This is a genomic window from Carboxylicivirga litoralis (genome assembly GCF_025499605.1).
Lineage (GTDB): Bacteria > Bacteroidota > Bacteroidia > Bacteroidales > Marinilabiliaceae > Carboxylicivirga > Carboxylicivirga litoralis.
Window position 1 is genome coordinate 335453 of the sequence record NZ_JAFMVC010000002.1, and the last position, 23922, is coordinate 359374.

A 23922-nucleotide genomic window follows, 5' to 3' on the forward strand; every position below is an offset into this window, starting at 1 on the left:
AGAAGGTAGAGGATGAAGAATAAGTATGCTGCTCATTATTGGCCTAATATAAAGCTGGCCACACCGGTAGTTTTAGCCATGGCGGGTCAAATGTTGGTGAATGTGGCCGATACAGTTATGGTGGGACGTGTGGGCACTATCCCTTTAGCAGCAGCATCTTTTGCCAATAGTATTTTTATCAATGTGCTGTATTTTGGTATTGGTATCTCCTTTGCTATTACTCCATTGGTTGGTAAGGCGTTTGGTGCAAAAGATAAAGCATCCTGTGCTTACTGGTTTCATCAGGGAATTTATAGCAATGTAATTGTTGGCTTAGGTCTGACGCTCTTATCGCTGTTGATTATTTTTATGATGCCATTAATGGGGCAGGAGGCCGGTGTGGTTGAAGAAGCCATACCGTATTACATTCTTTTAGTATTGTCGATTGTACCCCTGCAACTATTTAATAGTTATAAACAATTTGCCGAAGGCCTGAGTAATACCAAGGTGGCCATGTATATTACTATTGGCGGCAATGTGCTCAACGTTGTACTCAATTATATGTTTATCTATGGACATTGGGGAACACCTGCTTTAGGTTTGCTTGGAGCCGGTATTGGAACTCTGGTGTCACGGGTGATGATGAGTATTGCATTTGCTGTTGTCTCGCGTCAATTGAGCTTGTTCAATGATTATAGAGGCGATAGGATGGCGGCTTTTTCAAAAGATGCTTTTTTACGCATCTGGAAGCTCGGTTTGCCTATTGGCTTGCAGATGATAATTGAGGTATTTGCCTTTAGCATAGGAAGCATCATGATGGGATGGATTAGTGCGGTGAGCCTGGCTGCACATCAAATTGTGTTGAGTATTGCCAGCCTGACATATATGATGTCTTCGGGTTTGGGATCGGCCACAACGGTTAAAGTCAGCATCTTCAGAGGACGAAAAGATTACCTATCGATGAAAAATAGTGCTTTTGCATCTTTGCATATTGTGGTGTTGTTTATGACAACGACAGGCATTCTGTTTTTATTGCTGCGTTATTTCTTGCCATCTCTTTTCGTTGAAGATATGGAGGTGATTAATGTGGCAGCCGGTTTGATGTTGGTGGCTGGTTTATTTCAGATATTTGATGGTATTCAGGTAATTACTTTGGGTATTCTCCGAGGATTGGAAGATGTGGTAATGCCAGTTGTTGGAGCCGGAATAGCTTATTTATTGCTATCAGTGCCTGTTGGTTACTTGAGTGCTTTTATTTTTAATATTGGTCCGGTTGGCATCTGGATTGGTTATTTGACAGGTTTGGCATCTGCAGGTGCATTTTTGCTTATTCGCTTCAGGGCCTTGTATAAAAAACGGTATGGGGTTTAAGGTTCAAGGTTTGGGGTTTGCCAAATCATCACATTAGCAGATTAACAAATAGGCAATTCAATAGTTAACCAGTTCAACAAAAATAAATTATGAAGATTGAAGTAATTGCTACCGCTCAGCAAGTAACAGAAGAGCAGGTCAAAAATAAAACAGTAGTGGTGATTGATGTATTACGCGCAACATCAGTGATGGTAACAGCTTTAAGCAATGGAGCCAAGGCGGTTGTTCCTGTTTTGTCGCCTGATGAAGCCTTTCAAATAAAAAAGTCGAGTGGTTGTGAAGTGCTATTGGGAGGTGAGCGCCACGCTGAACTAATTGAAGGGTTCGATTATGGTAATTCACCACTTTCATATACGCCTGATGTGGTAAAAGGTAAAGTTGTAGTGATGACAACCACTAACGGTACTTTGGCTATTCATAATTCGCTATTGGCAAAAGAACTTTACATTGCCTCCTTTTTAAACGACAAAGCCATCGTCAATCAGTTAAAAGAGAAACAGGACATTGTGTTGGTGTGCTCAGGCAACAACGGCTTATATACTTTGGAAGATGCTTTATGTGCCGGGCGAATTATTCATTTGCTTCAGCAACAACATAGCAATATTAGATTATCTGATTTTGCCCTGTCAATAAAAGCGCTTTACGAGTCGCATCAGCAAAATATTCATAATGTTGCTGCCCAAGGATACCACTATAATGTACTCAGGCAAAAAGGGTATCAACAGGATTTAGATTATTGTTTCCAAACCAATGTTTGTGATATTGTTCCTGAATGGAGTGGAGATCGAATAGTTGGATAGGTTATTAGGGTTTAATACCGAGTACAAATTAAATGCGATAGCTTCACATGATTAGTAAAAATCAATCTGTGATTTTCTTTTGAAATACACATCCTACAGACACCTATCTCTGCATTTCACATTCTTTCATCCTCAACCTGAGTTACATCATTTCTTTTTTTAAGCATTGCCATTATCCTTGTGGTGTTAACTTCTTTGTAGGCGCCAAAAAAGTTTGTAGGCCATTCCAACCATTTCACAAGTCGTATCGTCATTTAGTAAGGAGAGATAGCATAATGTATATAAATAGACTGATTTTCATTATAATATTGCTGGTTTCGTTGCTTGTCATTTCATGTCAAAAGAAAGAGTTTACCGAGCCGGTTAGGGTTAATCTTGAGGTCGCATTAGCTGAAGGGTCATCATCTTATTTTACTTTTTACAAAGGTTGTGTCATGTTTGAGCAAATATTGTTTGACGGACAGAGGCAACAAGGTGGTGATGTTCATTTTGCAACAGAGGAAGATAATAATATCGGGCCAATTGAGTTTCAAAATAACTCGGTGGGCATCATTAAAAAGTTTGATATTCCGCAAGGTATTTATAACAATATGCAGTGGCGTTTTGTGCTCGATGAAATTGAAACTGATGAAATTGATGGGGATGATGATGACTCGGAGACTGAGGATCTGGAAGAGGGCGGATTGATTTTGACAGGTGTATATACAAACCTTGAAGGTGAACAAATACCGATTTATATCATCATTGACGAGGATGAGCAGTTGCGTGCAAGCAGTCAAAATGAAAGTAGTTATGGCGATATCATTCTGAGCTCAGAAAATTCATATTCAGCACAGTTACTAATCGACCCTTATTATGCGATGCAAAGTATCTCCATCGAATCAATGGAAGAGGCCGAGATAAGTGATAGTGAATCGAGTGATTTCATAGAAATTTCAGAAGACGAAAACGAGACTTTGTATGAGATTATTGCCTTCAGGATTCAAAGTACATTAAAAGTGGTTATCAAATAGGTGTTGACTGTAGCAATGATGGTAGACGATATGCAATTGGTTGAAGGCTGCAGAAAACATGAGCGAAAATCGCAGGAACAACTGTACCGCAAATATGCCGGCGAAATGCTGAGAATATGTCTGGCCTATGAGCCCGACAGAGACGCGGCCAAGGATATTTTGCAGAATGCTTTTTTAAAAGTATTTCGCAACATTGAAGCATATACTGGTGAAGGGGCGTTAAAAGCCTGGATTAGGCGAATCATTACAAATACAGCCATCGATGCCTACCGGAAAAAGCAAAAAGATGCCATGTTGCGTATTGATGATATTAACGAGTTGAGTGTGCCTATTAAGGAGGAATCAGACCCAATGGTTTGTCAGGATTTACTGCGGGAAGTGGAGCGTTTGCCCGATGGTGCGCGTATTGTTTTTAACCTGTATGCCATTGAAGGTTATGGCCATAAAGAGATAGCTGAAATGCTGAATATTAGTGAAGGAACATCGAAATCGCAGCTTAGTAGAGCACGCAAGTTGTTGAATGAACAAATAATGAGTGAATTGTAGAAGGTGGGTAAAAAGAATTTCCATATAAACTACCGAAGGCTTTTGGAGCAGCAAGCTACTGAAGCTCCTGATGATGTATGGAATAATCTGTCGGCTCAACTGGATGCTGAGGCCTCTGAAATACATCTGAATGACGATGAACATCGGATGATTGATGAGGTATGGAGAGGTCTTGAAAATGAATTGGACATTGATGAAGTGTGGGGGGCTATTTCGGATGAACTGGATGAATCGAAGAAAAAGCCACTATTACCTACTATTCGATATTGGTTGATGGCGGCCATTGTCCTGTTGATAGTTGGACTGACAGCAGTGATGCATTTTTTTACCGAGCAGGTGACGCAACCATCTGGCATTAGTTTGCGTCATACTGAAGAATCAACCCGAGTTAATAGGTCGGTTGTAAGTGATTCGCTTAAAATTGAATTAAAGAGTCGAGAAATTAGAGAGGCTGGAAATGATGAACTTATTCAATCTGACTCAGCCGACATTGTCAAAAGACAGCAAAATATATTACTACGTGAAGAGTCTGGTGCGATAAAAAGTGCACTGCCCGATTGCAACCAAGAAAGCAACACTACAATACATTCCCCAATGTTAGCATCAGGCTCTTTTTTTATAACTAACAGCAATGCATTATTACAAGGAAAGCAGGCGTCTATAGGTATTGAACATGCATTTGTTTTAAATCCTGCATTAGTATTACCCGATAATAGCACAGTTAATCAGGGTTGGATTGAATTGCTTAAACCGCTGGCTCCTCAAAATAGCAAAGAGGAATTGGTTTTCGATAGAAAAGATAGTCGTTGGACTACTGGTGTGGTAACTGCTTTGAAAAATACATATCTGCTCAACGCCGAGACCATAGATGGTTTTTCGCCATCAGGCATGAATAGCTCTGACGTTACCTTTCAGCCCGATATTGGATTGAATGTGCAGTATGCCATCAATCAAAAATTTATTGCCAGTGTCAACGTGTTCCTGTCTTCTACAAGTAAACAAAATTCTCATGTGTACAATTATGGCGAGTATGTGCATAAAGAAACTCAGCTCGATTACCTGGCTGGCGAACTGGCCATAAAGCACAATGCTAAGCACAGTTTGTTTGGCGATAAAATAATTAGGCGAAATGTTGGTGGTGTTTATGTGGCGCATCTGCAGTCGGCCTCTGAAACTATTTCGCAAACGACAGAGGATGCATCAATGCAATATGCCTCGCTCGACTATGGGGTGATATTAGGGCAGGAGTTTGAGCTGCGCAACCGTGGACCTGTTAAAATATCAACCGGTTTGACTGTTAAATATGGTTTGCCTAATGTGTTTAAAGGGGATGCTAATGTACCTGGTAAATTCAATAAAACCCAAAACGCTTCTATTGAATTTCGTATTGGTATAGCCTATCGCTGGGGAGCTAAGGTAGGTATCGACCATTATTTGGGTTTTATAGGTAGCCGGCGAAAGATGCTTTCGTACCAATAATGTCGAATGATTTTTGCATTGTCTATTGCCTTTTGTAATTCTTAGACTTTTTAGGTTTAAATATTGATATAAAAACAGCAATAATTAGTGTGCTAGTCATGCAAATACCCATTAATAAGTGATTCTCGACATACCAATGGTATTCGGAATTCTGCAATGCATCCAGGCCAAGTTTTCCTGATATTTTGACCGTTTCTGCAATCCATGGACCAGAAAAGAAAGTTCCAAGGGCGATAATAAGAACCGTAATTGCCCATTTAAAAATTAACCAGCCATGTTTAAAGTATCCCCATTGAGTAAATTGAGAATATATCCAACCTGTTAAAAGGCAAATTATTGCAGAAGGAACAAGTAGGTTCATATCAATAAAATAGATAATTTTATTTAGCAGGTAAAGTTGGCTACCAGATGATAAATCATCACCCATAAAATGGATTAGAAACATTACAAGTCCTGTGGTTATCCATATTCCGGCTGCAATGATATGGATGGATTTTAACCATTTTTTATGTTTTAATGTTAGTTGTGCCATTTGTTTTATTTTAAGAAAGTATCCGTATTGATGAGTATTTGTTTAAGGCCTTTTAGCATAACTTCTCTGTTATCGGCATCAATTCCTTTAAGGGCAATATTTGTCGATTCAAAAGCACATTGATGAAGTTGTTCGATTATTGCCATACCCGAATCGGTTATGAATAACTTGAAAACCCGTTTATCGGCATCGTCTCTTCGCTTTTTAATTAAACCAGCTACTTCAAGTTTTTGAGTTATTCTACTAATATTAGCAAAATCTTTAAAAGTCAATTTACTAAGCTCACCAACCGTAAAGCCTCCTGATTCGGAGAGATGATAAAGTACGTTCCACTGCTCAGGAGTAATGGTTAATTCATTTTCACTCAATATTTTAAAGAAAACGCGTTTTATCATAATGGCGCTTAGTGCGATATGATGATTTACTGAAGTTTCTAAATCTACTTTATTCATTGGAGTATACTTGTCATGACAAATATAGAAAATAAAATTGTCATGACAAGTATATTTTGGTTTTGACTTTTCCTATAATAACTCAGCATGAGCAACTCGTGATTATTAGTCGTTTATGCAGTAAAGAGGTTTTCCCTTGTATAAAAAATCGAAAAAAGGATGGATTCGTTCCAACCTCCAAATCTATCTTTTCGTCATGATAATAGAGTAACGAAAAGAAGTAAAACAAAAAATCTATTATTATGAAAAAAGTAAGCAACCTATTCTTATTAGCTCTAAGTGTGTTAGTATTAGTCAGCTGTAACGATGATGATAACAATACGGATATGAGCCGTGTTAAAGTAGCTTTAAAAACCAGCCAGACTGCTTTAAAAAGTGATGCCACCACTACAGAATCTTTTGTATTGGAGAAATTCAACATCTGCATAGGCGAAATTGAATTTGATATCAACGATGATATGGAAGATGTGTTGCCTGAAGGAACACCAACTTTTAGCGATGTGGAGCTGGAAGGTCCTTTCTTAATTGATTTATTATCGGCCGATGCTATTACAGGTATTGATTTGGCTAGTGTTAACGTGCCAAATGCCATTTATGAAGAAATTGAATTCGAATTTGAGCAATATGACAAAGAGGAGCCAGCTGAAATGACCAACAATACGATTGTGGCATCTGGTACTTACGAAGGAACACCGTTTACCATTATCAGTGAAGAAAAATTGGAAATAGAGCTAGAATACGAAAATGGCTATACACTTGATGGAGCCGACTCACGCCTGTTTATCGATTTAAACCTGGGTAATTTAAAAACCTTAGTGGCCGCTATTGATTTTTCGGGTGCTATAACCGAGGAAGATGGTAGTATTTTAATTACGAAAGACAAAAACGACAACATATTGGAGCAGTTTGAAGATGCCATCGAAGATTCATTCGATATAGATGAAGATGATGAAGAAGATGATGATTAATCGACATAGTATCTGAATCAATTAGGTAAAAAGCGCTTTGGTAACGACCGGGGCGCTTTTTTGTTTCAGACACGATTTCAAATCCTACCTGGTTTTTTATATCTTTCAACTATGAACGTTACTCGCATATGCTTCACCCTGTTTGTTTTAGTTGTTAGCCAACAGCTATTATCCCAATCTTCATTTCAACTGCAATTAGCCGATTCAACTTTAACACTCACCAGGCAAAAAGTCATTTATGACCCGTCGTACTTCTCACTCGATTACCCCAATGGCGATGTGCCAGCCGACCGGGGCGTGTGCACCGATGTGGTGATTCGTGCCTATCGGAAATTTAACATTGACCTGCAGCAACTGGTGCACGAAGATATGTGTGATAATTTTGAGTTGTATCCTAAAAACTGGGGTTTAACGAGCCCCGATAAAAACATAGACCATCGACGTGTACCCAATCTAATGGTATTTTTCTCGCGTTTTGGCAAAGAGTTAACTATAAGCCAAAATCCTCATGATTACTTGCCCGGCGATATCGTTTGTTGGGATTTAGGACGAGGACTCACCCATATTGGTATTGTAATTAATCACAAGTCTGCCGATGGCATACGTTATTTAATTGTGCACAACATTGGTGCAGGACAGGTAGTGGAAGATTGCTTGTTCAGCTTTAAAATGATTGGGCATTATAGGTTTGGTTGTGATTTAAATAGATGATAATCTTTGACCTGAACCCCATCCTTACACCTGGGGTGTAGAACTTCCCCTTTGCTTCAATGCAAAAGGGAAGAAGAAATTATGTAATCCGCCTCACTATTTACATCTCGTTAAAATTCTTCGGACTCTGGACTTTGAGCTACGTACTTATTTTTTTCGCTTACCGTTCCAGTACTCAATGTATTTATCCAATGTAATAATACCCACCGGTCCTTGGTAGATGCCCCCTGTTTGAGTGCGGTCTTGCACGCGAACGGCGATTGTCATAGATTGAATATTCTGATATAAATGAGGCGAAATGGTATAGCCTCGAAGTGCTTTCCAGGCGTCGCCATAGTTAAAGAATAGATCGTCATTAATCTCGCCGGTTTGGCCAATCAGTTCGCCATTGATATAGACTTCATCCACATCGTCAATTTTACCAAGCAGGATAACGAGCGGCTGGTTTTTTAAATGATCAGGCAAGGTGATTGTATGCCGATACCAGGCAATGCCATCGTAGTTGTCATAGCCTTGTGCTTCCCAGGCACCCGGAACCATTATTTCGTCCCAGTTATTGTCGTTATAGGCTACTGCTTTGTAGTAGTTTTTGTCGCCCGTTTTAAATTTCCATTTTCCTTCCAGCGATACGTCTGGTTGTAATGGATTAAGCTCGGCACGTAAGCGGATATTACCCGAGATGATGCCGCCTTCGCCATACTTGTCATATATGCGCACGGCAATCACATTCGATTGTCCATAACGGATGTATTGCGCAGGTAACCTGTACAAACGATGGCCGTTATAAGCTGTTTTAAAGTTAGGTGGAAATTGACCTGAACGACCAATAAATTCACCATTAAGATACACTTCGTCGGTGTCGTCGATATAGCCCAGGTCGAGCCACAGGCTTAGTTTTTCTGCTTCTTTAGGAATGTCAATTTCTTTGCGGTACCAGGCATAGCCATCGTACCCATTAAAGCCCTGGTGCTCCCACATGGATGGAACGCGTATCTGCTCCCAATTAAAGTGATTGTAATGGTAGCGCGCCCAGTCGGCATTATCGCCAATAGAGAAATACCACTTTCCGTTTAACGACATATAATCGCGCAGGTTTTGTGCCTCTTGCCCTTTTGCTGCAAAACATATAATGAGGAAGGCTATGGTGGTGATATGGAGTATTTTCCTTTTCATAATTAGTTGTTTAGCCATTCCCAAAATTGATCCATGTAGTTGGGTTCTTTCTTAACCAGTTTTTTAAATCGCTCGAATTGTTCTCTGGTCATAATGCCAACAGGTCCTTCATAAATACCGCCGTCAATGCCACTATCGACCACGCGTACTGCAATCGTATTTTTTCCATTGGTTGTAACGACAGAGTTGGGTATTTTGTAGGCCCTTATGGTTGTATATGCTTGATAACTGCCGTTAATGCCTCTGGCCAATGATGAACGTGTAGCACCTGGAGAGACACCTCCGATGCGGGTTCCATTGACATAGGTTTTATCTTCATCATCAATTTTACCGAGTAAAAGTATCAGTTCTTCGTTTTGTAGCTTGCGAGGAAGTATAAAGCTGGTTCTGTACCAGGCTACACCATCAAAACCATCCCATCCTTCGCTTTCCCAAAAGGCAGGTACATTAATATTGCTCCAGTTCGAATCGTCGTAATGGCTTTTCTCGGCATCCTTGTGGTTATGAACGGCGAACTTCCATGTGCCGGCCAGGTTGATGGACAGAAGTTTATTAGTCAAGTTGGTATTAAGCGAAACCGGACCACTTAGTATGCCGCCATTATTGTAAAAATCATACACACGAATGGCTATCACATTTTTGCCACTTCTCCAATAGGCGCTTGGTACTGTATATTGGCGCTGTTTGTCATATGCCGTTTGTGTATTAGGAGGCATGCCACCCGATTTACCGACCAGCTTACCATTAACAAATACTTCATCAGCATCATCGATGTTGCCTAATCGTAAAATTAAATCGTGGTCAGGGATAATATCCAGACGAATGGTTTTTCGGTACCAGGCAAAGCCGTTATAATCATTGTAGCCTTGCGATTCCCAACTGGCAGGTACACGTATATGTTGCCATTGACTATCGTCAAAGTCAGGGTTTTTCCATTGTTCATTATCGCCTATTGAAAACTTCCAGTTACCTTCAAGGTATTGTTCCTCCTGAAGAATCTGGGAGTTGACTAAAGCGCTGCCAGCTAGTAGCAGAATGGTTATCAGAGCGAAGTATTTTAGTGTTTTAGCGATCATAGTATTTATCGACGATTAAAAGTAAGGATTATCGGTAATTTTCCAAAAATCGTGAAAAAATCCAGGCGAATGGAGTTCTATTTTTCCACATGTTGGAAGTTAACAGGGAAACGAATCATTTTGCCCTGAAGCGATGAGTTAACCGCATAAATATCCTTGTCTTTCAAAGTGTCGGTTACATATTGCATCAACTGCTCGTCTTCACCAATTATTTTGTGGAAAATCAGTTTGTTGTCTTTATCAACTCTGAATTTAACTGTTACACTTTCGCAGCAGTCAGGTTTTAAATAATCAAAGCTAGGTCCGCGTAGTGATCTGCGCAATTCTTTGTTTAATTGCTTGCAACATTTTTTCATAGCTACTTCTTCTGGCGTGCGTGCCATAGTGGTTGTACTTAATCCGATTAAGATGAACAATACTGAAAAAAGATTTCTTGCTTTCATAATACAATTGTTTTTTGGTTAGTAAATCAATTACAAAAGCAAATGTAGAGGGGCGATAACACCGCATCGTCAAAAGGATGTCATCTGTTGTCATTAATTGTCATCAAATTGTCATGAATAATGTCGAATCGCTGAATTGTCGAACTGGTTAACTGTTTCCTGTTAGGGTACGTTATCACCTATCGTTTTCTAGTTCATTAGTTACTGTTTAAACCCGACAACTTCTAAACTCTTAAGTCCATTAGTAATTTTGCAGTTCATCAATTCACCAGTTTACCAGTTCGACAGAAATAACCAAGCAGTAAATTTCTTCTAACTACTGACTAGTCTATATCCCATCCCGTGCACGGTAATGATTATCTCCGGTTCATTGGGATTGTCTTCAATCTTTTGGCGGAGTTTAAGAATGAAATTATCAATGGTGCGCGCGGTTGGCTGAAAGTCGTAACCCCACACATTATCCAAAAGGCTGTCGCGACTAATAGTAGCGTTTTTGTGTTTAAGCAGGTATTGTAGTATTTCAAACTCTTTGCTGGTCATCTTTACTTGTTGCCCATCTACTGTTGCGGTGTAGGTGTCAAAATCAACGCTTAGCCGGCCAATTTCTATGTTGCTGGCTGCCGTGTTTGTTTCCTTCTTCTCAGTTCGGCGCAGAACAGCTTTGACGCGCGCTAATAATTCGCGCAAGCTAAAGGGCTTCGTTAGGTAGTCGTCGCCTCCTGATTCAAGACCAATAACTTTGTCAATTTCTTCGCCTTTGGCGGTTAAAAATATGATGGGCGTATCGTTGTTTTCGTGACGTACTTTTTTACATACATCAAAACCACTCATAAGTGGCAGCATCACATCCAGTAACACCAAATCGAAGTTGTTGTATAGTATTTTAACCAATCCTTCTTTTCCATCAGAAGCTGTATCTACTTCATAGCCTTCAAACTCAAGATTGTCTTTAATGCCCGATTGCATATCCGGCTCGTCCTCAACTATTAATATTCGCTTCATTGTTTGTTAAGTTTGTTGATTGGTAATAATATGCGGAAACAACTACCGTTTCCTTCTGTACTTTCCAGTTCAATTTTACCATTATGACCTTTGATAATGTGCATCACAATACTTAAGCCCAGGCCTGAACCTTTGGCATGGTGAGCTAATGCACCTTTAGTAACACGGTAAAACTTCTCAAAAATATGTTTTTGTTCTTTAGCCGATATGCCAAGGCCTTTATCAGCTACTTCAATGTATTGATACTGGCCTTTGGTACCTGTTGATAGCCTTATTTCTTTTACGTCAGCGCTGTATTTCATGGCGTTGTCAACCAGGTTAATCAAACTTTCGGTAATAGCTTGTTGGTCTCCATAAATAGGTTCAAGTCCATTGTTTGTATCAATATTAATGGCAAAGCCTCTTTCTTTAAAATGGTATTGATAATTATTTACCACTTCATCAACGATATCGTTTAGTTCAATGGTGGCGAAGGTCAGTTTTTGGCGTCCACTCTCAATGCGCGAGAAGTTAAGGATATTATTCACAATGCTCGATAAACGCTGCGTCTCACGATAAATAATGTCGTAGTATTTATTGCGCTTTGTTTCATCTTTAACACGACCCAACTGCAGTGTTTCAGCATACATACTTATCAGCGCCAATGGTGTTCTTATTTCGTGAGATACATTGGAGACAAAATCAGATTTCACTTTTGCCAAATGTAGTTCGCGTTTAACATTGCGGTAGAATAACCAGGCACCAACTATCAATAAAATATCAACCAGAATAAGCAATCCAATATTTTGGGTGGCACGTTTGTTGGCTAGTTCAGAGATGCTAATACCCACTGGTAAAATACCAAGGGAGTAATCTGGTAACAACCATATGGCTTGTTCTTTCACTACTTCGTCAGGGGCTTCATTCAATAGGCTGGATGCCATCAGTTCATTGGTTTTACTGTGGCGTACCACAATTACCAAGTCATCTCCAGCCGCCATTTGAATGCGCGGTGATAGCGCATTGCTGATAAAGTGCTGTGCATCCAATAACAGTATATTCAGATAGGTGGTTTTATCATTTTCAGTAATAAATACCAGCATGGTCAAATGCTTCTGGTATTCCAGGTCGATGCCAATCACTTTGCGGTAGCCACTTTTGATGTAACGTTTGAGCTGATCAATTTCCTTGGTATGTGCCAGCAGCTGATTGATAATTTCTCTTTTTAAGGTATCATTGGCAATAATAAACTTATCCAGTTTAAGAGAGGTAGAATCTATAGGATGCAACACAAAGGACTTAACATTCTGATTGTCATTAAGTTTTATTTCACTTGTACTAGCGTGATCCTTTAGATTGATATTTTTATAGACGTTGTCAATCCAGTTATTGGCGATATCATCAGTGTATTGATTGATGGAGAATAATACCGACTCTAGCTGTTTTGTGTAAATCGATTCAATCACTTCCTCCTGGTCATTTAGAGTTAATAACTCAATGGCCGTAAATAAGGAGGTTGGGATCACTAAAAGTAATCCAACAATTAACCAGGGTTTTATAATAAAGCGGTTTGACATTAATCTTTTTAATGGGTTTGGCAATAAAGTGTTTTAGTTATTAGTTGTAACAATTTAATCCGGCACTTTAATATGTTCCGGCTCTTCGTGCTGAAATTGTTTCATCTCGTCTATCACCAGTTGCATATCCTCCAAAAATACTTTGTTGCACCCTTTTTGCCTGGCAATTTCAAGGTAAGCTTCCATGGTTTCCACAGCACATACATCGGTTCCGGCAATCACAAAGGCTGGCCAGTCATGTTTTAGGCATTTATGTAATATGGCTTTCTGATCTTTCATTTTAATCCGTTTGACTTTAAAAGTACAAATTATTTTTAGCTGTTAGCTAATTGCTTTTTTTGAGTTCCATCTTCAAATGCGGAATCCCATCTTCCAAATACTCATCTGAGATAATTTCATAACCCAGACTCAGGTAAAATGCCTTCAGGTATTTTTGGGCACTAATCTGAATCACTTCTGCGTTCCAGTTGTCAAAAATCCATTGAGCGGCATCATGCATTATTTGTCTGGCTAATCCTTTAAAACGAAAATCTTTGTGTACTACCAAGCGACCAATGGATGTATGCGAGAAGCGCGTTCCTTCTGGTAACATTCTTGCATACCCAACCACTTGTTTATTTTCAATGGCAAAAAGGTGATAAGCCAGCTCATCATTGCCATCTAAATCATTATAAACACAATTTTGTTCCACTACAAAAATCTCGGCTCGTAGCTGAAGTGTGTTGTATAACTCTTTTAAATTTAATTCGTTAAAAGACTTGATTGTTATATTCATTTCTTATATTCATACTTAAATTAGCTTTTGAATATAAAATCTTTTAGCAGTGGACGCAACCTTAACCTCAAAAATTAGTCTAAGGCTTGGGGAATTGTATAACGACTTTGGAGCTGTTGGCACAGTTTATGATTAGCCAATGGACATTTAGTAAATAAGCATAACAATAATGGATAAAAGGTTTAAAGGTGTATCAGGTAAAATATATGCTATTGTCATATTATTGATAGCAACTAATTTCTTCCATGTTAGAGCTCAGGATCAATTTAAAGTAGATAGTCTATTAACAAAATACAATTCAAGTAACGAAACTGCTGATAAGGTAAACTTATTGATGAGATTAGCTCAAATGTATGAGCTTAATGATATTAAAAAGTGTTTTGAGTATGCTAATCAAGCTTACCTTGAATCGGAGGAATTAAAAAATTATGAAGTTAAAGCGCGTGCTTTAAGTTATATGGGTGTAGTTTTTTTGCGATCCGGCTCATATGATAAGGCGATGGAGATGTTTCTTCAGTCGAAAGCCGTGCTCAAAGAAAATGATGATGAAATGCGCGTTGTAGGACTGGAGCTCAATCTTGGTGCGGTGCATTTCGAACTGGAAGATTATGACGGTGCCTTGCAGCACTTTAATGAAGCCTTGCAGTTGAATTCAAAATTACTGGATGCCGGTATTGATATCTACATGAAGCAGATTCAGATATTTTACATCAATATTGGGAGTGTGTATCTGGAGAAGGGGAACTATTCGGCGGCCATTGAGTATTTTACCAAAGCACTGGATCAATCTCAAAAAAATAATGATTTAGAACAGCAGGGTATTGCCCACAATAATATGGCAGATGCCTATTTACGTCAAAAGCTATATGGTAAGGCGCATGCTCAGATGCTTGAGGCCCTGCAGGTTCGTCAGAAGGACAATAACCTGGTTGGCATAGCGAGCTCTTATAATTTGTTGACTAAATATTTTCTGGAGGTTGGAGAAGTAGACAGCGCACAGCAAGCCAATGATGAGGCTGTTAAATATGCTGAACGTGTTGAATCGTTAAGCTTTATGGAAGAAGCCTATGAGATGCAATCGCAAATATTAGAACTAAAAGGAGATTACAAAAAGGCCAATGCGTCGTTGAAAAAATACTACGATACAAAACGGCAAATTGTTAACGAATCGGTGGTTGAAAAAACAACCCGCTTGCAGTTGGAATATGATTTTAATGAGATGCGCGAAGAACGGGCAGAAGCCAACTACAGGCATATGGTTGCCATCTATTCTTTGCTTGGTATTGTAGCATTTTTACTGGTTGTTTTTGTGCTTTTGTATAACCTGTGGCGTAGCCGGGCTAAGCGTGTACATACCGAGAAAGAAAGCCTGGAGAAGGATTTGGAGTTGAAAAACAGGGAGTTGACAACCAATGTGATGTACTTGTTAAAGAAACACGAGCTTATTAATAATGTGTCGGAAAGGCTCTTAAGGTTGAAAACCAAAATGAAAACTGAAAATAAAGATGCCATTCAACGTATTATCTTTGATTTACAGGGAGGAGCCGAACCCGAAGTGTGGGAAGAGTTTGAGCTACGTTTCCAGAATGTACATACTGACTTTTATAAAAAACTGGAGAAAATAGCACCTGATTTAACACCATCGGAATTAAAGATATGTGCTTTCTTAAAGCTCAATATGAATTCAAAAGAGATATCAGCATTAATCCATCAGAGTACCAAAAGTGTGGAGGTTAAACGATCACGTATACGTAAGAAGTTAGGTTTAACCAATACTGATATCAACTTAATTAAGTATTTATCTGAGCTATAAATGCTGCCATATGTAGCTTTCTAATAGTTGGATTTCTCGTCGGATTGGCATTTGCAAATGAATTGGGCTTTCCTCTGTTCTCTCTCTCTATCTGCGATATTCCATATGATATCGAATAGTTGGTTGTTGCAGTCTGGGTTTTGCTTTAATTTCCTTTTTGTTGATGGATGCAAATGGGATTATCGACCTTCGTACACGGCGGTTATGACTTCGCCTTAAGAGAATCTGTTCAAATACGAATCTTGAATCATACCACAAGCAAACTCTGTTTTTAATTGTCGCTTTAATAGCCATAACTCCTGTTAAAATCCAACTATTTCACCTGTAAATCACTCTATAATGTAATGCAGAACTAAAGTTGTGTTGTTTGACGTAAGTAGTAGTTAGTCAGTATTATGGGTTATTGGAGAGTGGAAATATTACGGTGTGTAAAGGTAAAATAGCACTAACTCTATGGGGTGTTTTTACGATGATAGTAGTATCGCTGTGTTACAATAGTTTGTTCTCTTAATTCTAGCACTTAGATTGCAATATTCAAAAAAAGTTGTTCGGACAATTTTGCCAAAGCCATGAGAGCTTTTATATTTTTCGGGGAGAATGAAAGTATTAATCGGAGATGCGGCAAATGAAAATTGTATTAAGACGTTCGACTTAATTAAAAACCATTACAAATGAAACAAAAACTACTATTAAAACTCCATTTAGCCGTAATACTATTGGTTATGGCAGCTACTGCTGGGCATGCTCAACAGTTTATAGATGGGAAGTTAAAGGGGAAAGTGAGGGTGAAGCTGGAAGCATCGAGTCTTAAGTCATTCTCTAAGTTAAAATCAACTAAAGAAGGCATCGAAACGGGCATTGTGGCTTTTGATGCTGTTTCAGATCGCGTGGCCGCTAAAGGCATGAAACGGGTTATTCCTTATGCTGCTAAGTTTGAAGCGAAATATAGCCGTTATGGTTTGAATCAATGGTACGAAATTGAGTACGATACCGATTTTGACCCGCAGGAAGTGGCCAATGAGTATGCCAAGCTGGGGGAAGTGAAACATGCCGAAGTGATTCGTCAGGTATCTGTTGGCGATGTTCGTCCTGCCAGTGTATTTAGCTCATCACAGCTTAGTGAGATGCCTTTTGACGATCCGCGTTTGAAAGACCAATGGCATTACAAAAATGATGGAACCGTTTTGGATGGAGCTGTGGCCGGTGCCGATATTAACTTGTTTGAAGCCTGGCAACAACAAACCGGTTCACCCGACGTGGTGGTGGCCATTATCGATGGCGGAATTGATGTGCTTCATGAGGATTTAAAAGACGCCCTTTGGGTTAACGAAGCGGAGTTAAACGGTGAGAACGGCGTTGATGATGATGGTAATGGCTATATCGATGATATTTATGGCTATAACTTTGCTAAGGAACGAGCTGAAATTGAAGCCCATTTACACGGTACACACGTAGCAGGAACCGTTGGTGCCATTAACGGTAATGGCAAAGGCGTGAGCGGAGTGGCCGGAGGTGATGGCATTAATCCGGGTGTGAGGTTGATGTCCTGCCAGATTTTGGTTGAGGATGGAAATGCAGGAGGTATGGCAGAAGCACTTATTTATGCCGCTAATAATGGCGCCGTTATCTCCCAGAATTCGTGGGGATATGAAGATCCAGATGTATATGATCAGTTGACATTAGAGGCCATTGACTATTTTATTGCAGAGGCAGGGGCTTATCAGGATTCGCCAATGAAAGGCGGGGTAGCCATATTTGCAGCTGGTAATGAAGAGACCGAAGGTAAATTTTACCCGGGAGCTTATGAACCCACTGTAGCAGTTGCTGCCATAGACTATACCAACGAGCTGACTTATTACTCCAACTATGGCGAGTGGGTAGATGTATCGGCACCCGGTGGTGATTCTGGTTTAGGTGAAGCCGGCGCCATATTAAGTACACTTCCTAATAACTCCTACGGCTACTTGCAAGGTACCTCCATGGCTTGTCCACATGTTTCGGGTATTGCCGCCCTGGTAGTGTCTGAGTATGGTGGTTCCGATTTTACAGCCGATCGATTGAAGCGTCACCTGATTACTTCGGTTAATGATCTATCTCCTTATCTAACACCTAATCAGGTGGGCAAGGTAGGAAGTGGGTTTATTGATGCGGCAAAGGCTCTAAAGTCAGGCTCAGCCAGCAACCCACCGGCTCAGGTAAGCGATTTATTGGTGCGTACATCGCAGGATGAAGCACAGGTAGAATGGAGCATTGTGGCCGATGCGGATGATGAAATTGGTAGCTCGTATACCTTATATTGGAGCAAAAATGCTTTTGACGCCAGTTCACTGGCATCAGCCGCTTCTACCATAATAACGCGTTATTTTGCTCAGGTGGGCGATCGTGTTGAATATACGCTTGAAGATTTAGCGCCCAAAACCGATTACTATTTCGCGGTTAAAGCTTTTGACCGTTGGGGTAACGAGTCTGCCTTATCAGAAGTACAGGTGGTGGCTACCAATAATGGTCCATCCATGGAGGTGGTTGTGAATGAACCGGCTTTAAACATTGATGTCACGAGCAACTCTATTTCTAAGTCATCCATTCAGCTGAATAACAATGATGACGGTCTGTTAAAGTGGAGTTCATACATTGGTTTAGCAGCCACCGAGTTGGATGCGTATAACCTGGGAATCTATCAGCCGGTGAATGCGGCAAGAACCTTTGCGACCAATATTCAGGCCAGTTCTGTTGAAAGTTATGAAGTAGCAGAGGCGCCCGTAGCGATGGATATTGATGATCGTCTATCGCTTAAAAATTCAGGTTCTTATGTGTATATTGGAGAAGAAGATCTCAGCCTGACCAACTCGGCGGCAACTCGTTTCTATGTGGAAGAAGCGTTTAATGTGACCAACTTCTGGGTGGATCTGGATCTTGATCCGGAATACGGGCCGGCTACTGTTGAGTTTTACAAGGGACCACAAATACAGGATGCCCAGTTGATGACCTCGCAAACTTTTGAGTCGGTGGGATCTTATGCGATTGGCTATTATATTGAGATGGAAGAGCAGATTTACCTGGAACCCGACACCTATTACTGGGTGGTGGTGCATGCGCCTGCAGGTAACGATTACCCACTGGGTTTAACAAAAGAATCAGAGGAGCATTACTCAGAGGAGTGTTTATATAGTTCCAATGGAGGACAAACCTGGGAGTTTGTAAACGATGTTTATGGCGATACCGATGACTGGGTGTGGAGTTTAACCTTACGCAGCCTGTCGGCTCATCTGGGTGATTACATTACTTTAAGTCCTGCTGAAGGTGAAGTATCGGGTAATAGTAGTGAGACCCTGGAGCTAACAGTTGATGGAACTGCGCTTGTTGACGGAACATATACCGAGCATGTGATCTTTTCATCGAATGATACTCAAAATAAGCTGGTTAAGAAAACAATTACGATTGATGTCGATGGTCATGATCCAATACTTAAATCGCAGTCAATCATTGATTACGGTAATGTGTTTGTTGGCAAGAGTAAAACGTTGGATATCCAGGTTGTTAACGAAGGCTACGCCGGTTATTTATTAAGTAAATGGGATATCAAATCAGATAATGCTGATTTCGTTGTTAATAGCGTCAGCTCTGAATATGTGCCTGCACGCGGTGAAGCAACTGTTCGCATTTCGTTTACACCATCGGCAGCAGGGGCTCAGTATGCCAATATTGAGATGAATAATGGTGTTTATTCACATTCATTTAAACTGGCGGCTACAGCTGTTGATCCGGCGGAAGTCACCTTAACACCAGCTACGGCATCTATTGGAACCGGTTTAGCAGTTGGTGATGCAGTGGCACCTGTGTCATTTGATATAACAAACACCGGTAATTATCCGCTTAACTACATGATTCCGGCCTTTGCCGACGGTAACACGATTGAAGGACTGGAGCGTCCAGTCAACGAGTTTGGTTATTCGTACTCTTACGTTCTGGATCAGGGGCCTAGCTATCAGAATGTCATCGCCATAGAAAATGGCTGGAAAGACATTAGTGGGGCAAGCAATATTGTTGAGCAGTTGAAAGGGCCAAGCTTTGCTGTTGAAGTGGACTTAGGCTTTTCATTCCCTTTCTACGATCGTTTCTACGACAAGGTATGGATCAATGAACAAGGCGTACTAGTATTTGGCGACGATGGTGATGTTCGACTTAATAACTCTTATTATACTAACTTAAGTCGCTTAAGGGATATGGATATGATCTCAGCAGCTATGTTGGGAGCACAATTTGAGAGTCAGAATGCAGCAGTTTATTACGATCGCGCTGATGGAGAGTTCAGAGTTCATTATGAGTCTGTTCACCTTGACGGGCGTTTTGTGAATTTACAAATTGTACTGCATGCCGATGGTGACTTTGATATTCTGTTTCAACAGGTGGCAAGAGATAACGGCGAAAAACCAAACTACTTCGTTGGTATCACCGATAAGGTAAATGGGCAGCATGCTTATGCATCAAATAGTGAATATCCACTTTCGTTTGGTGTAAGTACCGACTATAATTCACATTTCCACTTCAAGCATCCTGGCGAAAACATGGTGGTTGCGGCAAGCAATGCCTATGGTACTTTGTTGCCCAATGAATCAGCAACCATTACTCTGGAGTTTGATACACAAAATGCCCTTCAGGGCGATGTATTCCAGCGTGTGCCTATTGTGAGCAATGATGTGAACACGCCAATGGCCATTTTTGAAGTGACCGCTAACTTTATTTCTGGAGGAAGTGCTGATTTGCAATTGCCAAAAGATACTGTTGATTTTGGCGAAGTATTAAAAACATCAGTAGTAGAGTTGCCTCTGCAAATTGTTAATAAAGGAACGGCGAGCGAAGATATTGTTAGCATTGAGTTCTCATCCACTGATTTTAGTACTACCAGTGTGACACCGTATGCAGTGGCTCCACGTCAATCAGTTTATTTGCCAATAGCTGTTAATACCACAACGGCTAAAGAGGCAACAGGGATTGCCACTATTACGTTTGAAGGAGGAACTGTTTTTGAAGTGGACCTGTTGGCAACCATTAATGAAAATCCAATCATTAGCGTGACACCAGCCGAGGGCTTTACAGAAACAGTGAATGCCCGTTCGACCAAGGACATTGATGTAACAATAGCTAATACGGGACTGGGACAATTGGAACTATCGGTATTACCAAACGACTGGTGTTATCCGGTGAGTGAAGGTTCGCAAGTAGGTGAAATAGATGATTACGACTATGTCTATTCAAAAGGCGGAGGTGCCGGCTGGGTTGATATTTTGGAAATTGCCAAAGAAACGAATCTGCTGGAGGAGTTCTGGTATGATGGCACGTTAACACCATATATTGCTGTTCCTTTAGGACATCCGTTCTATTATTATGGACAGGAATATAATACCATCTATATTAGTGCTATGGGCTGGGTCACATTCATTGAACCAGTTGATGTAACCAGTATATTTGATGCACCATTTGAGTTTCCGGCCGAAGATAAGTTTGCGGGAGCGTTAGCGCCACTGGTTGGACCACATAACAATGCGTCCCGCACCATACATGAAAACACAGGTATTTATTACCATCGTTTTGATGATATGTTTGTTGTTACCTTCCATCAGTTTGTTGATTTAACAGGGTCTATGAGTCAACCTTATAGTTTCCAGTTGGTGTTGCACGATAATGGACGTATCGATTTCAATTACAATCATCTTGATTTTATTCGGGTGTTTGGTGTTATTGGTTTCGAAAGCCCGGATCAGAAAGAAGGCCTGATCATGCATAACGACCTGTTTAGTGGAACATATGATCCGTTCTCCTATTCTATATTCCCGGTTAAGACAGAGGTTGTTGAGCCACAAAGTGAGACAGTGGTTAAGATGCGCATTGATACCAAAAACTTGTACGATGGCACTTATTCTTACGATTTACCTGTTATTAACAATTCGGTTGAATCACCTGAAGTGTACGTTCCTGTTGACCTGACTGTTGTTGGACAACCCGATATAACCGTTGAAAACATCGACTCAGAAGTGTGGTATGTTCAGGATTCGGTATATGTACAAGGGTTTAAGATTAAGAACGCAGGGACTAAAGCCATTCAATTGTCTTCATCGTCTACTATTGCGGATAGTGACCTGAAAGTGGAATTTTATTATCCGGCCGCGGGTAACGCAATGAATGGATATGCGGAGGGCTATGTGGCCTTGGACGATTTCATAGGGAATCAGCTATATGCGAAGTTGTTTTTTGGACAAACCCTCATCGAAGACGGTTCAGTGATGGAGCCGGGCGAAGTTTGGCAGTGCTATGTTACCTACTCACCAACCCAGGTTGGGTCGTCTGCAGCTTCGTCAACCATTTACGATGCTGATGGCAATGCCGCTGTGACCTGGACTGCTAATATTACAAGTTTGTTGCCACCGGCAGCCACTTTGGGTGACGATATCTATGTGATGGCGGATAATGAAAGCCATCAGGAAGTGCGCCAATTGGCAATTGGTAACGTGGAAGGCAACAGTACCTTGGAATGGAATGCTACTTTACGATTCAGTAGAGGCGAAGAAGCACCTGATGCGGCTTATGTAGCACCAATGGCCAACGTATCTGCCGATGTTTTAAAAGCAGCTTCTGCTCAGGATATGGCAGTGGGCGCATCAGCACAGTTAAAAGCAACAGCGGCATACAACAGAACATTGAAGCACACCGATGAGGAAGAAGTAGAGAATTGGCTGGGCTTTGGTTTTGCCAATGCCTTTACCTCTGGTACTAAATTTACGGTGCCCGATGATGGTTTCCTATTGTCACATGTGGAGACCTGGTATCGTCACGAAAGCCTGGCATCAGGTACTTTATACGTTGAGATTTTAGCCGGAGGCTCTTCTATTGAGCATGCCAGTGTGGTGGCAGAAGGTTCTTTGCAATATGAAGAGGAAGGCTACGGTGATGTAGGTAAGTTCTATACCATTGAATTAGATGAGCCTGTTTTCTTGTATCCTGGCGAAGATTTCTACGTGGTGATAAAATACCCATTGGGTGTTGGTAATCCACAAGGGAAAATTAACGATTATGCCAATGCGACAGAAGGACGTTACTTCTTCCAGTACGAAGGTGAATGGACTGATATTTATACCAGCCAGTTTTATGATAATGCTTACCTGGTGAGGGTGCATGAGTTAGAATTCAAGGAAATGACTTGGGTGAAGCTGGGCCAAAAACAAGGAACTGTTGAAGCTGGCCAAAGCTTTGATTTGGATATCACGTTCGATGCGTTATATGCACAGGAGTATGTTAATAATGCTGAGATTGTGATCACCACTAATGATCCAATCAACAAAGAGTTATCGGCAGAGCTTTATCTGTTGATGAATCAGGGACCTCGTATTAAGTATGTTGAAGGCAATGCCATGATCGAAGAGAATACGACTTCATTGATAAAGTTCTCGGTTAAAGACATGGAGCAAGATGATTATACAGTAAGTCTTGAATCCGCCGAAGAATGGATGGAAATGACCACCAACGCAGGAGGAGTGGTGGAAATAACCCTGACACCGGATTATTTTGCCCAGGGACTGCATGAAGTACAATTGTTAGGAACTGATGAGCATGGAGAAGCAACCAGCTTCATCTATCCATTAGAGGTTATTAATATTAATCGCGATCCTTATTTTACGCAGGGTGAGCTGAAAGATACCGTAATGGTGCTAGAGCACGGTGCGCATGAAATACCATTTGAGGAGTTGATTGCCGATTATGATATGGATGAAATGAGTTTCATTGTTAATCTAAGTAATGAGGAGGTGATTGACCTGTATGTAGGAGAGTCGGGTATTGTTTTAACGCCAACATCCATTGGAAATGTTGATTTAACGATTTCAGGTACCGATGAACATGGAGCTAAGTTAAATGGTACATATACTATTACAGTAGTCAACCGTACCGGATTTGATAGTGTTGAAGAAGGTGGTGTTGAAATATATCCGAACCCGGCTAATGATGTGATTAATCTGCGTTGGATGAACCAGAATGATGGAGATGTGAAAGTGCGTTTGATCAATGCAGCAGGCGCGGTTGTTGATGAAGCAGTTGTGATGGGTTCCCAGTATACATTTAATGTTGGTCATTTAACCAGCGGAGTGTACATGGTTGAAGTCGTTTCGGGCCATCAGTCTGTTGTAACCAAAGTAGTAAAACAATAAAGTAATAAGGGGATAAGTATTCATTATAACGGTAA

18 protein-coding genes are annotated in these 23922 nt (G+C 40.6%); 9 read left to right on the forward strand and 9 right to left on the reverse strand.

Translation table 11 applies throughout. The features are described 5' to 3' along the window. The first annotated feature begins 12 nt into the window (after nt 1-12). From J1N10_RS03555 to J1N10_RS03575, 5 genes are all read left to right on the forward strand, one after another. On the forward strand, nt 13-1350 hold the full coding sequence (locus J1N10_RS03555) for an MATE family efflux transporter (RefSeq protein ID WP_262325295.1): 1338 nt from the start codon (nt 13-15) through the stop codon (nt 1348-1350). An 89-nt stretch (nt 1351-1439) separates the two neighbouring features. After that, nucleotides 1440-2150 carry a 2-phosphosulfolactate phosphatase gene (locus J1N10_RS03560; protein ID WP_262325296.1) on the forward strand — a complete coding sequence of 237 codons (711 nt, stop codon included), beginning with the start codon at nt 1440-1442 and terminating at the stop codon, nt 2148-2150. 275 nt (nt 2151-2425) lie between these two features. Beyond that, a complete protein-coding gene (locus J1N10_RS03565) occupies nt 2426-3163 on the forward strand; it encodes a hypothetical protein (RefSeq protein WP_262325297.1) in 738 nt (245 codons plus the stop codon). Next, on the forward strand, nt 3164-3709 hold the full coding sequence (locus tag J1N10_RS03570; protein WP_262325298.1) for an RNA polymerase sigma factor: 546 nt from the start codon (nt 3164-3166) through the stop codon (nt 3707-3709). A 3-nt stretch (nt 3710-3712) separates the two neighbouring features. Then, nucleotides 3713-5188: a hypothetical protein gene (locus J1N10_RS03575; protein WP_262325299.1), complete on the forward strand. Its 1476-nt coding sequence runs from the start codon at nt 3713-3715 to the stop codon at nt 5186-5188. Nucleotides 5189-5210: 22 nt separating this feature from the next. Here J1N10_RS03575 and J1N10_RS03580 read toward each other — a convergent pair whose 3' ends face one another. Next, nucleotides 5211-5720, reverse strand: a complete 510-nt coding sequence (locus J1N10_RS03580) for a DUF2269 family protein (protein ID WP_262325300.1) — start codon at nt 5718-5720, stop codon at nt 5211-5213. A gap of 5 nt (nt 5721-5725) precedes the next feature. Next, a complete protein-coding gene (locus J1N10_RS03585) occupies nt 5726-6172 on the reverse strand; it encodes a MarR family winged helix-turn-helix transcriptional regulator (protein ID WP_262325301.1) in 447 nt (148 codons plus the stop codon). A 242-nt stretch (nt 6173-6414) separates the two neighbouring features. On the opposite strand from J1N10_RS03585, the gene J1N10_RS03590 reads away from it, so the two are divergent. Next, entirely contained in the window at nt 6415-7140 is a 726-nt protein-coding gene (locus J1N10_RS03590) for a hypothetical protein (protein WP_262325302.1), read from the forward strand. 111 nt (nt 7141-7251) lie between these two features. Then, the gene (locus J1N10_RS03595; RefSeq protein WP_262325303.1) at nt 7252-7851 is read left to right on the forward strand and encodes a DUF1287 domain-containing protein; all 600 of its coding nucleotides are present in this window, start codon (nt 7252-7254) and stop codon (nt 7849-7851) included. Nucleotides 7852-7998: 147 nt separating this feature from the next. Here the strand turns inward: J1N10_RS03595 and J1N10_RS03600 are convergent, their stop codons facing one another. From J1N10_RS03600 to J1N10_RS03630, 7 genes are all read right to left on the reverse strand, one after another. Next, a complete protein-coding gene (locus J1N10_RS03600; RefSeq protein ID WP_262325304.1) occupies nt 7999-9024 on the reverse strand; it encodes a glycoside hydrolase in 1026 nt (341 codons plus the stop codon). A gap of 2 nt (nt 9025-9026) precedes the next feature. Beyond that, nucleotides 9027-10100, reverse strand: coding sequence for a beta galactosidase jelly roll domain-containing protein (locus tag J1N10_RS03605; protein WP_262325305.1), 1074 nt, complete (start codon nt 10098-10100; stop codon nt 9027-9029). A gap of 77 nt (nt 10101-10177) precedes the next feature. Continuing rightward, entirely contained in the window at nt 10178-10543 is a 366-nt protein-coding gene (locus tag J1N10_RS03610; protein ID WP_262325306.1) for a hypothetical protein, read from the reverse strand. 312 nt (nt 10544-10855) lie between these two features. Further along, complete coding sequence (locus tag J1N10_RS03615) at nt 10856-11545, reverse strand: response regulator transcription factor (protein WP_262325307.1); 690 nt, start codon at nt 11543-11545, stop codon at nt 10856-10858. Further along, nucleotides 11542-13101 carry a sensor histidine kinase gene (locus J1N10_RS03620; protein WP_262325308.1) on the reverse strand — a complete coding sequence of 520 codons (1560 nt, stop codon included), beginning with the start codon at nt 13099-13101 and terminating at the stop codon, nt 11542-11544. Before J1N10_RS03620 ends, J1N10_RS03615 begins: the two co-directional genes overlap by 4 nt. Before the next feature lie 54 nt (nt 13102-13155). Continuing rightward, nucleotides 13156-13380 carry a hypothetical protein gene (locus J1N10_RS03625; protein ID WP_262325309.1) on the reverse strand — a complete coding sequence of 75 codons (225 nt, stop codon included), beginning with the start codon at nt 13378-13380 and terminating at the stop codon, nt 13156-13158. Between the two features lie 46 nt (nt 13381-13426). Beyond that, entirely contained in the window at nt 13427-13876 is a 450-nt protein-coding gene (locus J1N10_RS03630; RefSeq protein WP_262325310.1) for a GNAT family N-acetyltransferase, read from the reverse strand. A 169-nt stretch (nt 13877-14045) separates the two neighbouring features. On the opposite strand from J1N10_RS03630, the gene J1N10_RS03635 reads away from it, so the two are divergent. Together J1N10_RS03635 and J1N10_RS03640 are read left to right on the forward strand one after the other, a co-directional pair. After that, a complete protein-coding gene (locus tag J1N10_RS03635) occupies nt 14046-15689 on the forward strand; it encodes a tetratricopeptide repeat protein (protein WP_262325311.1) in 1644 nt (547 codons plus the stop codon). A gap of 671 nt (nt 15690-16360) precedes the next feature. Beyond that, nucleotides 16361-23887, forward strand: coding sequence for a S8 family serine peptidase (locus tag J1N10_RS03640; RefSeq protein ID WP_262325312.1), 7527 nt, complete (start codon nt 16361-16363; stop codon nt 23885-23887). The last annotated feature ends 35 nt before the right edge of the window (nt 23888-23922 follow it).